11 protein-coding genes and 1 riboswitch are annotated in these 12029 nt (G+C 66.6%); of the genes, 10 read left to right on the top strand and 1 reads right to left on the bottom strand.

Annotated features, from left to right (window positions below):
- Positions 1 to 7: 7 nt before the first annotated feature.
- Positions 8 to 1087: an MBL fold metallo-hydrolase gene (locus AC1DMS_RS30845; protein WP_027730151.1), complete on the bottom strand. Its 1080-nt coding sequence runs from the start codon at positions 1085 to 1087 to the stop codon at positions 8 to 10.
- A gap of 122 nt (positions 1088 to 1209) precedes the next feature.
- On the opposite strand from AC1DMS_RS30845, the gene AC1DMS_RS30840 reads away from it, so the two are divergent.
- From AC1DMS_RS30840 to AC1DMS_RS30795, 10 genes are all read left to right on the top strand, one after another.
- Positions 1210 to 1608, top strand: coding sequence for a MerR family transcriptional regulator (locus AC1DMS_RS30840; RefSeq protein WP_015867496.1), 399 nt, complete (start codon positions 1210 to 1212; stop codon positions 1606 to 1608).
- A gap of 41 nt (positions 1609 to 1649) precedes the next feature.
- Entirely contained in the window at positions 1650 to 2417 is a 768-nt protein-coding gene (can, locus tag AC1DMS_RS30835; RefSeq protein ID WP_412511978.1) for a carbonate dehydratase, read from the top strand.
- A gap of 4 nt (positions 2418 to 2421) precedes the next feature.
- Positions 2422 to 4242, top strand: coding sequence for a bifunctional isocitrate dehydrogenase kinase/phosphatase (gene aceK, locus AC1DMS_RS30830; protein WP_027730152.1), 1821 nt, complete (start codon positions 2422 to 2424; stop codon positions 4240 to 4242).
- 62 nt (positions 4243 to 4304) lie between these two features.
- Positions 4305 to 5489 (top strand): acetyl-CoA C-acyltransferase, encoded by a 1185-nt coding sequence (locus tag AC1DMS_RS30825; RefSeq protein WP_412511977.1) that lies wholly within the window; start codon positions 4305 to 4307, stop codon positions 5487 to 5489.
- Positions 5490 to 5578: 89 nt separating this feature from the next.
- Positions 5579 to 6829 (top strand): glutamate carboxypeptidase, encoded by a 1251-nt coding sequence (locus tag AC1DMS_RS30820; protein ID WP_027730153.1) that lies wholly within the window; start codon positions 5579 to 5581, stop codon positions 6827 to 6829.
- Between the two features lie 27 nt (positions 6830 to 6856).
- Positions 6857 to 7987, top strand: coding sequence for an acyl-CoA dehydrogenase family protein (locus AC1DMS_RS30815; protein ID WP_278875237.1), 1131 nt, complete (start codon positions 6857 to 6859; stop codon positions 7985 to 7987).
- Between the two features lie 86 nt (positions 7988 to 8073).
- Complete coding sequence (locus AC1DMS_RS30810) at positions 8074 to 8502, top strand: YchJ family protein (protein WP_015867490.1); 429 nt, start codon at positions 8074 to 8076, stop codon at positions 8500 to 8502.
- A gap of 26 nt (positions 8503 to 8528) precedes the next feature.
- Positions 8529 to 8633: riboswitch (TPP riboswitch) on the top strand.
- A 90-nt stretch (positions 8634 to 8723) separates the two neighbouring features.
- Positions 8724 to 10610, top strand: coding sequence for a phosphomethylpyrimidine synthase ThiC (gene thiC, locus AC1DMS_RS30805; RefSeq protein WP_412511976.1), 1887 nt, complete (start codon positions 8724 to 8726; stop codon positions 10608 to 10610).
- 53 nt (positions 10611 to 10663) lie between these two features.
- Positions 10664 to 11356, top strand: a complete 693-nt coding sequence (locus AC1DMS_RS30800) for an HAD family hydrolase (RefSeq protein ID WP_412511975.1) — start codon at positions 10664 to 10666, stop codon at positions 11354 to 11356.
- A 99-nt stretch (positions 11357 to 11455) separates the two neighbouring features.
- The gene (locus AC1DMS_RS30795; RefSeq protein ID WP_015867487.1) at positions 11456 to 11782 is read left to right on the top strand and encodes a thioredoxin family protein; all 327 of its coding nucleotides are present in this window, start codon (positions 11456 to 11458) and stop codon (positions 11780 to 11782) included.
- Positions 11783 to 12029: the final 247 nt, after the last annotated feature.

Below are 12029 nucleotides of genomic sequence, written 5' to 3'. Positions count from 1 at the left end.
ACCGAGTCTAAAGTGCCCGGGCCGTGGCGCTGCGGGGTCCGAAGCGGTAGATGCCGTCCTCGCCGAGCTCGCGCCGGACCTGGCCCGCGAACCACAGCAGGTGCAGGTGGGCCACGGTCTCGCCCATGGCGAAGGTCATCTGGTGCAGATCGAGTTCGCGCTTGAACAGGATCGGCAGGCCCTCGGCCGCGGTCAGCGGGCGCGCGGTGCAGGCTTCGAGCAGTTCGGCCAGGCGGTCGCGGTGGTGCTCCTGCAGCTGGTCGACGCGGCGGTGAATGCCGGTGAATGGCTTGCCGTGCGAGGGCAGGCCCAGCGTGTCGGCCGGCAGCGCCTTGAACTTGTCGATGCTGTCCAGGAAGAGCCGCAGCGAATTGGCTTCGGGCTCGCCTGCATGCACGCTCACGTTGGTCGAGATGCGCGGCAGCATCATGTCGCCGCCCAGCAGCAGCTTGAGATCGTCGCAGTACAGCGCGATGTGCTCGGGCGCATGGCCGTAGCCGCTGATGCAGCGCCAGGCGTGGCCGTTGATGGCCACGGTGTCGCCGTCCATCATTCGCGTGAAGCGGTCGGGCACGGAGGGCACCATGTTGGCGTAGTAGTTGGTGCGGGCGCGGATCTTGGCCACCGCCTCGGGGTCGACGAGGCCGTGCGAGGCAAAGAAGCTCGCCGCCGCGTCGCCGCCCGCCAGCGTGTCGCCGGCGGTGCTCAGCACGCGCGCCACGTGGTAGTCGGTCGAGCTGATCCACAGCGGCGCGTTCCAGCGCGTGCACAGCCATTCGGCCAGGCCGATGTGGTCGGGGTGCATGTGGGTGACGATCACGCGCAGGATCGGCAGGCCCTGCAGCTGCGTTTCGAACACCTGCTCCCACTGGGCGCGGGCTTCGTCATGCGCGATGCAGCAGTCGACCACGGTCCAGCCCTCGACGCCGTCGAGGCTGTCGCGCAGCAGCCAGAGGTTGATGTGGTCGAGCGCGAACGGCAGCCGCATGCGGATCCATCGCACGCCCGGCGCGACTTCCAGTGCTTCGCCGGGGGCGGGCAGGGTGTCGCCCAGGGGGTAGTGGAGTTCGCGTTCGAGGAGGTTCATGTAAGATTGACGTTTACGTAAACGTCATGGGTTGAGGGCATCATTGTAGGCAGAGCGGGGCCATCCTGCTGTCGCCGCCGCAACGCCCCTCCAGACGGCTTTTTTCGGCAGATCCCAGTCCAATGTCCGCGCAAACCTTCACCATCAGCCAGCTCGCGAAGGAATTCGACCTCACGACGCGCGCCATCCGCTTCTATGAAGACATGGGGCTGCTCACGCCCGAGCGCGCCGGCGTGCAGCGCGTCTACAGCGCGCGCGACCGGGCGCGGCTCACGCTCACGCTGCGTGCCAAGCGCCTGGGCCTGAGCCTGACCGAGGCCAGGGACATCCTCGACATGTACGACAGCCCGCGCGACACCGTGCCGCAGCTGCAGAAGTTCCTCGGCGTGCTGGGTGCGCACCGCGCCCAGCTCGAGGCGCAGCTGGCCGAGCTGCAGGCCAACCTGGCGGAAGTGCGCGAGCACGAGAAAAAGGGCCGCGCGGCCCTGGCCAAGGCACAGAAAGCGGCCAGAGCGGCCTGAGATCCCGACCGAACCACCACGACTCATCGACAATCACGCCCATGTCCGACAATCTTGATGACCTGTTTGCCCACAACCGTGCCTGGTCCGCACAGATGGAACGCGACCGGCCCGGCTTCTTCACCGGCCTGGTGAAGCAGCAGACGCCGCGCTACATGTGGATCGGCTGTTCCGACAGCCGCGTGCCCGCCAACCAGATCACCGGCCTGGAGCCGGGCGAGGTGTTCGTGCACCGCAACGTCGCCAACATCGTGGTGCACTCCGACCTCAACGCGCTCTCGGCGATCCAGTTCGCGGTCGAGCACCTGAAGGTCGAGCACATCATGGTGGTGGGCCACTACGGCTGCGCCGGCGTGAAGGCGGCGCTCAGCGGCAAGCGCATCGGCCTGGCCGACAACTGGATCCGCCACATCCAGGACGTGCGCGACCGCCACGCCGTGATGCTCGATTCCCTGCCCGAGGACGTGCGCGTCGATGCGCTGTGCGAGCTCAATGTGGCCGAGCAGGTGGTCAACGTGGCCGTCAGCACCGTCATGGTCGATGCCTGGGGCCGCGGCCAGAAGGTCAAGATCCACGGCTGGACCTTCGGCGTGCACGACGGCCTGCTGCAGGACCTGGGCCTGAACGTGGATGGCGCCAGGCCGCTCGACGCGGTCTACAAGGCCGCGGTGCAGCGCATCCGCTACAAGTGGAGCAAGCCCGCGGGAGCCTCGCCGTCGGCGCAGGCCGGGGCCGACGGGACCGAAGGCATCGATGCCGCCGCGGCCGTTGCCCAGGCCATCGAGAGCACCGGAACGAAAACCGGCTGAACCCATGTTCCCGCAGCGTCTCGATTCACCGCTGGCCTACGACATCGCCAAGGCGATGATCGACGGGTTCAATCGCCACTACACCCTGTTCCGCGCCGAGTCGGCGCGCGCCAAGCACCGCTTCGAAACGGCCGACTGGCACGGCCAGCAGCGCGCGCAGCGCGAGCGCATCGAGTTCTACGACATGCGCGTGAACGAGGCCGTGGCCCGGCTCGAGAAAGAGTTCAAGGCCGGCGACCAGCCGATGGAAGTGTGGCACCAGGTCAAGCTGCACTTCATCGGCCTGCTGGTGGACCACCACCAGCCCGAGCTGGCCGAGAGCTTCTTCAATTCGGTGACCACGAAGATCCTGCACCGGGCCTACTTCCAGAACGACTTCATCTTCGTTCGCCCGGCCATCAGCACCGAGTACATCGAGCCGCGCGGCGCGCCCACGTACAGGCCCTACTACCCCTCGCACGACACGCTGGCCGACACCATCGAGCAGATGCTGGACGACTACGGCCTGCAGGGCGGCTTTGCCAACAAGCGGCGCGATGCCGAGCGCGTGGCGCACGCCATCATGGGGCGCTTCCACCAGGTGAAGCTGCGCGCCAACTTCCAGCTGCAGGTGCTCTCGGGGCTGTTCTACCGCAACAAGGGCGCCTACGTGGTCGGCAAGATCATGAACGGCTTCGTCGAACTCCCGTTCTCGCTGCCGATCCTGCACGACAGCCATGGCAAGTTCTACGTGGACGCGGCGCTCTTCGGCGAGGACGACCTGCAGATGCTCTTCAGCTTTGCGCGCGCCTACTTCATGGTCGACATGGAAGTGCCCTCGGCCTGCGTGCAGTTCCTGCGCTCGCTCATGCCGCGCAAGCCGCGCGCCGAAATCTACAACGCACTGGGCCTTGCCAAGCAAGGCAAGACGCTGTTCTACCGCGACTTCCTCTCGCACCTGAACTACTCGAGCGACCGCTTCCGCATCGCGCCCGGCATCAAGGGCATGGTCATGCTGGTGTTCGACCTGCCGTCGTTCCCGTTCGTGTTCAAGGTCATCAAGGACTTCTATCCGCCGCAGAAGGACACCACGCGCGAGCAGATCAAGGGCAAGTACATGCTCGTGAAGCAGCACGACCGCGTGGGCCGCATGGCCGACACGCTCGAATACAGCGACGTTGGTTTTCCGCTCGACCGCTTCGAGCCCGAGCTGATCGACGAGATCCGCAAATTCGCGCCCAGCCAGCTCGAGATCGGCGACCGCGACGGCAACGGGGAGATGGAGCTCGTGCTCAAGCACGTCTACATCGAGCGCCGCATGATCCCGCTCAACATCTTCCTGCAGGAGGCCTTCGACACGCTCGCCAACCCCGAAAGCCCGGCCCACGCCAAGCGCGCGCAGGAGCAGCTCGAGCACGCGGTGGTCGAGTACGGCAACGCCATCAAGGACATGGTGGCGGCCAACATCTTTCCGGGCGACATGCTGTGGAAGAACTTCGGCGTCACACGCGGCGGCAAGGTGGTCTTCTACGACTACGACGAGATCGAATACATCACCGACTGCCAGTTCCGCAAGGTGCCCGCGCCGCGCAACGAGGAAGACGAGATGAGCGGCGAGGTCTGGTATTCGGTGGGCCCGAAGGACGTGTTCCCGGAAACCTTCGAGCCTTTCCTGCTCGGCAACGACGCGGTGCGCAAAGCCTTCATGGCGCACCATGCCGACCTGCTCGACGCTGCCTTCTGGCAGCACCACAAGGAACGCATCCGGGCCGGCCAGATGCTCGACGTGTTCCCGTACGAGGAGTCGCAGCGCTTTCCGCACGAGGGCCATGCGACCCATTTCTGATCGAGCCCCGGTCGGCAACGACCGCTTCCTTTTTTCTTTCCACTTTTCCGAAGGAGATCACCATGCCTGAATCCATCGTCATCGTCGGCGCCGCCCGCACCCCCATGGGGAGCTTCCAGGGCGACTTCTCTTCCCTTGCCGCGCACGACCTCGGCGGCGCCGCCATCAAGGCCGCCGTGGAGCGCGCCGGCATCGCGCCCGACAGCGTGGGCGAAGTGCTGTTCGGCAATTGCCTGATGGCCGGCCAGGGCCAGGCGCCGGCGCGCCAGGCGGCCTACAAGGGCGGCCTGCCCGACAGCGCGGGCGCGGTCACGCTCAGCAAGATGTGCGGCTCGGCCATGAAGGCCGCGATGCTCGCGCACGACCTGCTGCTGGCCGGCACGCACGAGGTGATGGTGGCCGGCGGCATGGAGAGCATGACCAACGCGCCCTACCTTATGCTCAAGGGCCGCGGCGGCTACCGCATGGGCCATGACCGCATCTTCGACCACATGATGCTCGACGGTCTGGAAGACGCCTACCAGCCGGGCCGCTCGATGGGCACCTTCGGCGAGGACTGCGCCGCCAAGTACAAGTTCACGCGCGAGCAGCAAGATGCGTTTGCCATTGCCAGCGTGCAGCGCGCCAAGGCCGCCACCGAATCCGGCGCGTTCAAGGACGAGATCACGCCCATCACCGTGAAGGGCCGCGGCGGCGACACCGTCATTTCCATCGACGAAGGCCCGGGCAAGGTCAAGCTCGACAAGATCGCCACGCTCAAGCCCGCGTTCAAGAAAGAGAACGGCACCATCACCGCCGCATCGAGCTCGTCGATCAACGACGGCGCTGCCGCGCTGGTGATGATGACCGAGTCGCACGCCAAGAAGATCGGCGCCAGGCCGATCGCCCGCATCGTCGGCCATGCCACGCATGCGCAGCAGCCCGAGTGGTTCTCCACCGCGCCGGTCGGCGCCGTGGCCAAGCTGTTCAAGAAGACCGGCTGGACCGTCAAGGACGTGGACCTGTGGGAAGTGAACGAGGCTTTCGCGGTGGTGCCGATGGCGCTGATGCACGAGCTCGACGTGTCGCACGAGATCGTCAATGTGAACGGCGGCGCCTGCGCGCTGGGCCACCCGATCGGCGCCAGCGGCGCGCGCATCATGGTCACTTTGATCCATGCGCTGAAGGCGCGCGGCAAGAAGCGCGGCGTGGCCACGCTGTGCATCGGCGGGGGCGAAGGCACCGCGGTGGCACTCGAGTTGCTTTAACAAAAAACAAACGCCGCAAGCGCCCCTTGCCGGGGCGCTTCGTGGTTTTCTCTCTACGAATACTGCAGACAGACGCCAGGAGATTCTTCATGCGCCCATTCAATCAACGCACCATGCTCGCAGCCCTGCTGGCCACCGCCTTGCTGGCGCCAGCCGCCGGCTGGGCGCAGAAGCGCGACAACGTGCTGTTCCAGGCCGCCACCGATGCGCAGCCCGCCGTGCTCAAGACGCTGGAGCAGCTGGTCAACATCGAAACCGGCACGGGCGATGCCGAGGGCATTGCGGCCGCGGGCAACTACCTCGAGGGCGAGCTCAAGAATCTTGGCTTCACCGTCACGCGCAGCAAGTCGGCCGGCCTCGTGGTGGGCGACAACATCGTCGGCAAGCTCAAGGGCCGGGGCGGCAAGAACCTGCTGCTGATGTCGCACATGGACACCGTGTACCTCAAGGGCACGCTCGCCAAGGCGCCGTTCCGCATCGAAGGCAACAAGGCCTACGGCCCCGGCATTGCCGACGACAAGGGCGGCAACGCCGTCATCCTGCACACGCTGAAGCTGCTCAAGGACTACGGCGTGCGCGACTACGGCACCATCACCGTGCTGTTCAACACCGACGAGGAAAAAGGCTCCTTCGGCTCGCGCGACCTGATCCAGGAAGAAGCCAAGCAGGCCGACTACGTGCTCTCGTTCGAACCCACGAGCGCGGGCGATGAAAAGCTCTCGCTCGGCACTTCGGGCATTGCCTACGTGCAGGTCAACATCACCGGCAAGGCCTCGCATGCGGGCGCCGCGCCCGACCTGGGCGTGAACGCGCTGGTCGAGGCGTCGGACCTCGTGCTGCGCACCATGAGCATCGACGACAAGGCCAGGCACCTGCGCTTCAACTGGACCATGTCCAAGGCCGGCAACGTGTCGAACATCATTCCGGCCAGTGCCACGCTGAACGCCGACGTGCGCTATGCGCAGAACGAGGACTTCGAGGCCGCCATGAAGACGCTCGAAGAAAAGGCGCAGCAGAAGAAGCTGCCCGAATCCGATGTCAAGGTGGTGGTCACGCGCGGCCGTCCGGCCTTCAACGCCGGCGAAGGCGGCAAGAAGCTGGTCGACAAGGCCGTGGCCTACTACAAGGAAGCCGGCGGCACGCTGGGCGTGGAAGAGCGCACCGGCGGCGGCACCGACGCGGCCTACGCGGCGCTCTCGGGCAAGCCCGTGATCGAGAGCCTGGGCCTGCCGGGCTTCGGCTACCACAGCGACAAGGCCGAGTACGTCGACATCAGCGCGATTCCAAGGCGCCTGTACATGGCGGCGCGGCTCATCATGGACCTGGGCGCCGGCAAGTAAGCAAGAAAAAGGACAGGAGACAACGCCATGCTGCTCAGTGCCGACCAGGAAGCCATCCGCGACGCGGTGCGCGATTTTTCGCAGGCCGAGCTCTGGCCCAACGCCCCCAAGTGGGACCGCGAGCACAGCTTCCCGAAGGAAGCCCACCAGGGCCTCGCGGCGCTCGGCGCCTACGGCATCTGCGTGCCCGAGGAGCACGGCGGCGCGGGCCTCGACTACCTCACGCTCGCGCTGGTGTTGGAAGAAATCGCGGCCGGCGACGGCGGCACCAGCACCGCCATCAGCGTGACCAACTGCCCGGTCAACGCGATCCTCATGCGCTACGGCAATGCGCAGCAGAAGAAGCAGTGGCTCGAGCCGCTGGCGCAGGGCCGGATGCTCGGCGCCTTCTGCCTCACCGAGCCGCAGGCCGGCAGCGATGCATCGAGCCTGCGCACCACGGCGCGCAAGGACGGCGATGGCTACGTGATCGACGGCGTGAAGCAGTTCATCACCAGCGGCAAGAACGGCCAGGTCGCCATCGTCATCGCGGTGACCGACAAGGGCGCGGGCAAGCGCGGCATGAGCGCCTTCATCGTGCCCACCGATGCGCCGGGCTACAGCGTGGCGCGGCTCGAGGACAAGCTGGGCCAGCACAGCAGCGACACCGCGCAGATCAATTTCGACGGCTGCCGCATCCCGGTGGAAAACCTCATCGGCGCCGAGGGCGAGGGCTACAAGATCGCGCTGGGCGCGCTCGAGGGCGGCCGCATCGGCATTGCGGCGCAGAGCGTGGGCATGGCGCGCAGCGCCTTCGACGTGGCGCTGGCCTATGCCAAGGAACGCCAGGCCTTCGGCGGGGCGATCTTCGACCAGCAGGCCGTCGGTTTCAGGCTGGCCGAGTGCGCCACGCAGCTCGAAGCCGCGCGCCAGCTGATCTGGCACGCTGCCAGCCTGCGAGACGCCGGCCGCCCGTGCCTCAAGGAAGCCGCGATGGCCAAGCTGTTCGCAAGCGAAATGGCCGAGCGCGTCTGCAGCGCCGCGATCCAGACGCTGGGCGGCTATGGCTACGTGAACGACTTTCCGCTCGAGCGCATTTATCGCGACGTGCGGGTGTGCCAGATCTACGAAGGCACCTCGGACATCCAGAAGCTGCTGATCCAGCGCGCAATGGCCTGAACCGGGCGCTCGGAAGGCTCCTGGACGGCGCCCCGGGCTTGCCCCATCGGTCGAAGGGCCCGGAGGATGTTCCAATAGAGGCCTTCATGAGCGCCACTGTTCCCCCCACCGGACCTTGCCCCTGCGGCCGCACGGACCGCCGAGACAAGCCCATCGGCTATGCCCTGTGCTGCGGCCGCTACCTCGAGGACTTCGAGGGCACGCCCGCGCCCGACGCCGAATCGCTGATGCGCTCGCGCTATACCGCCTTCGTGCTGGAACGCGGCCCCTACCTGCTTGCCACCTGGCATGCGTCGACGCGGCCGGCGTCGATCGAGTTCGAACCCGGCGTGAAGTGGCTGGGCCTGGACATCCGCTCGCGCTCGGTGCTGGACGCCGACCATGCCGAGGTCGAATTCGTCGCCCGCCAGCGCAGCAGCACCGGCGCCGCCACGCGCCTGCACGAGCGCAGCCGCTTCGTGCGCGAGGGCGACCGCTGGTTCTACCTCGAAGGCGATCTGCAGACCCCCGGTTGACGCACCGGGCCACGGCCCGCACAATAGTCCCCGCTCCGGGGTGCACGCATGTGGCGTGCTGAGATGGCAAAGTGCCGACCCGCGAACTTGATCCGGGTCATACCGGCGTAAGAAGAGCTGCACTCCCCGACTCCGGTCCCGCCACCCACCCACCAACGTGGCGGCCCAAAGTCCTCAGAGCGATTGCGGAGCACCCTTTCCCTCAACAAGGAGTGCCCCGCATGAATGCCCCAGACAAGTTCACCTCCCTGCTCTCGCTCACGCGCGAGCCCTTTCCCGCATCGCACAAGTGCCTGATCCCGGGCAGCCGGCCCGACCTCAACGTGCCGGTGCGCGACGTGCTGCTGACCAACGGCGAGACCGTGTCGCTCTACGACACCTCGGGCCCCTACACCGATGCCAAGGTCGAGATCGACGTGCGCCGCGGCCTGCCCGGCGTGCGCGGCGCCTGGATCGCCGAGCGCAACGACACCGAAAGCTACGAAGGCCGCTCGCACCAGGCGCTCGACGAGGGCCTGAAGCACGCGCACGACCACGATGCCCAGCGCCTGGCCGAACTGCGCGCCGGCGCCTCGGCGCTGCAGCGCACGCCGCGCCGCGCCAAGGCGGGCGCCAACGTCACGCAGATGCACTACGCGCGCCGCGGCATCATTACGCCCGAGATGGAATACGTGGCGCTGCGCGAGAACGGCAAGCGCGAGTGGATGGCCGAATACCTCGCCAACGAGGAGCGCGCCAAGCGCGTGGCCGGCAACCCGATGGGCGCGAGCATTCCGCGCATCATCACGCCCGAGTTCGTGCGCGACGAGGTGGCGCGCGGCCGCGCCATCATTCCGGCCAACATCAACCATCCTGAAGTGGAGCCGATGGCCATCGGCCGCAACTTCAAGGTCAAGATCAACGCCAACATCGGCAACTCGGCGGTCACCTCGAGCATCGAGGAAGAAGTGGAAAAGCTCGTGTGGGCGATCCGCTGGGGCGCCGACAACGTGATGGACCTTTCCACCGGCAAGAACATCCACACCACGCGCGACTGGATCGTGCGCAACAGTCCCGTGCCCATCGGCACCGTGCCGATCTACCAGGCGCTCGAGAAGGTGGGCGGCGTGGCCGAGGACCTGACTTGGGAGATCTTCCGCGACACGCTGATCGAGCAGGCCGAGCAGGGCATCGACTACTTCACCATCCATGCCGGCGTGCGGCTGCCGTTCATCCACCTGACGGCCGACCGCATGACGGGCATCGTCTCGCGCGGCGGCTCGATCATGGCCAAGTGGTGCATCGCGCACCACAAGGAGAGCTTTCTCTACGAGCGCTTCGAGGACATCTGCGACATCATGAAGGCCTACGACGTGAGCTTCTCGCTCGGCGACGGCCTGCGCCCGGGCTCGGGCGCCGACGCCAACGACGAAGCGCAGTTTGCCGAACTGCGCACGCTGGGCGAGCTCACGCAGATCGCATGGAAGCACGACGTGCAGACCATGATCGAGGGGCCCGGCCACGTGCCGATGCACATGATCCAGGCCAACATGGACGAGCAGCTCAAGCACTGCCACGAGGCGCCGTTCTACACGCTCGGCCCGCTGACCATCGACATCGCGCCGGGCTACGACCATATCTCCAGCGCCATCGGCGCCGCGATGATCGGCTGGGCCGGCACCGCAATGCTCTGCTACGTGACGCCCAAGGAGCACCTGGGCCTGCCCGACCGCGACGACGTCAAGCAGGGAATCATTGCCTACAAGATCGCCGCGCATGCGGCCGACGTGGCCAAGGGGCACCCGGGCGCGCGCTCGCGAGACGATGCGCTCAGCAAGGCGCGCTTCGAATTCCGCTGGCAGGACCAGTTCAACCTGGGCCTGGACCCCGACACGGCGCGCGAATTCCATGACGAGACCCTGCCCAAGGATTCGAGCAAGGTGGCGCATTTCTGCTCGATGTGCGGACCGAAGTTCTGCTCCATGAAGATCACGCAGGAAGTGCGCGAGTACGCGGCGAAGAAGGGCGTGGCCGAGGCGGAAGCCATGGCCGAAGGAATGGCGCAGAAGTCCAGGGAGTTCATGGCGGGCGGCGGCGAGATCTACATCCCGATCCAGCCCGCGTCCTGAGCCCGGCCGGGGTCATTGCTACCATGGGGGATTCCCCCGAACCCCTCCGCGCAATGACCCCATTCCCCTTCGACGCCGTCCTTTTCGACTGCGACGGCGTCCTCGTCGATTCCGAACCCATCACCAACCGCGTGCTCGCCGAGATGCTCGGCGAACTCGGCTGGCACCTGACCACCGAAGAGTCGATGAACACCTTCACCGGCAAGGCCGTGAAGGACGAAACCGCGCTCATCGAATCGAAGACCGGCGTCAGGATCACCGAAGACTGGCTCAAGGCCTTCAGGGCCCGCCGCAACGAAGCGCTCGAGCGCGACCTCGCGGCCATTGCGCACGCCCCCGCGGCCATTCGCGAAATTCATGCGCGGCTCCGGGGCCGCATCGCCTGCGCCTCGGGCGCCGACCGCCACAAGGTCGAACTGCAACTGGCGAAGGTCGGTCTGCTCGAGTGTTTCGAAGGCCGCATCTTCAGCGGCCACGAGATGCCGCGCTCCAAGCCCTACCCCGACGTTTACTTGGCCGCTGCCGAGGCGCTGGGTGTCGATCCGAAGCGCTGCGCGGTGGTCGAGGACACCGTCACGGGCGCGATGGCCGGCGTGGCTGCGGGTGCCACGGTGTTCGGCTACAGCACCGGCGAATCGGGCCACAGCGGCCCCGAGGCTCTGCGCAGCGTCGGCGCGCTGCAGGTGTTCAGCGACATGCGGGAACTGCCCGCGCTGCTCGCTTCGCACGGCCTGCAGCCGGCCTGAAAAGCAGGCCTGGAAAAACCAAGCCCCTGCCGCCAGCAAGCCCGCGACGTTTCTGCTGCAATGGCATCAAGCAAGCCAGTCCACAAGGAGCCGGATCCCATGACTTCCGAATACAAGACCGAGCAGCCCGACCGCGCCGAGATCGATGCCCTGAAGGGCCCGGCGGTGGTCGAGTTCGGCACCAACTGGTGCGGCATCTGCAAGGCCGCCCAACCTCATATCGCCGAGGCCTTTGCCAAGTACCCGGACATTCCGCGCATCAAGGTCGAGGACGGCAGCGGACGACCGCTGGGCCGCTCGTTCAACGTGCGGCTGTGGCCCACGCTGGTGTTCATGCGCGACGGCCAGCAGGTCGCGAAGCTGGTGCGTCCCGAAGACAGCCAGTCCATTGCCGATGCGCTGGCGCTGATTGCACAGCCGGGCTGAGTCTTGCGCTGGTGCCTTGGTTCGGGCGCTGCTGCTGCTCAGTTCAGGGCGCGCTCCCGCCGACGGGGTACCTTGCTCCGCGAATGTCCTCCGGCCTKCGGCCTCCCCCTTGTACCGGGACTTCTCGCGCAGTCAAGCACGGGTTTGGGTTGGTTTTTCTACCAAGCTGTATCGCTTGCGAGGCATTGAGGATCGAGGCGCAACGAAACGAGGAACAGACTGCACATCTACCGACGGTCTTGTTGCA

Source organism: Variovorax sp. 05T418, assembly GCF_056396385.1.
This window is presented reverse-complemented; position numbering and strand designations above follow the sequence as displayed.

Excerpts from the sequence above, each read along its gene's own strand:
- AC1DMS_RS30845 (WP_027730151.1), bottom strand. The coding sequence starts at position 1,087 with ATGAACCTCCTCGAACGCGAACTCCACTACCCCCTGGGCGACACCCTG.
- AC1DMS_RS30840 (WP_015867496.1), top strand. The coding sequence starts at position 1,210 with ATGTCCGCGCAAACCTTCACCATCAGCCAGCTCGCGAAGGAATTCGAC.
- can (WP_412511978.1), top strand. The coding sequence starts at position 1,650 with ATGTCCGACAATCTTGATGACCTGTTTGCCCACAACCGTGCCTGGTCC.
- aceK (WP_027730152.1), top strand. The coding sequence starts at position 2,422 with ATGTTCCCGCAGCGTCTCGATTCACCGCTGGCCTACGACATCGCCAAG.
- AC1DMS_RS30825 (WP_412511977.1), top strand. The coding sequence starts at position 4,305 with ATGCCTGAATCCATCGTCATCGTCGGCGCCGCCCGCACCCCCATGGGG.
- AC1DMS_RS30820 (WP_027730153.1), top strand. The coding sequence starts at position 5,579 with ATGCGCCCATTCAATCAACGCACCATGCTCGCAGCCCTGCTGGCCACC.
- AC1DMS_RS30815 (WP_278875237.1), top strand. The coding sequence starts at position 6,857 with ATGCTGCTCAGTGCCGACCAGGAAGCCATCCGCGACGCGGTGCGCGAT.
- AC1DMS_RS30810 (WP_015867490.1), top strand. The coding sequence starts at position 8,074 with ATGAGCGCCACTGTTCCCCCCACCGGACCTTGCCCCTGCGGCCGCACG.
- thiC (WP_412511976.1), top strand. The coding sequence starts at position 8,724 with ATGAATGCCCCAGACAAGTTCACCTCCCTGCTCTCGCTCACGCGCGAG.
- AC1DMS_RS30800 (WP_412511975.1), top strand. The coding sequence starts at position 10,664 with ATGACCCCATTCCCCTTCGACGCCGTCCTTTTCGACTGCGACGGCGTC.
- AC1DMS_RS30795 (WP_015867487.1), top strand. The coding sequence starts at position 11,456 with ATGACTTCCGAATACAAGACCGAGCAGCCCGACCGCGCCGAGATCGAT.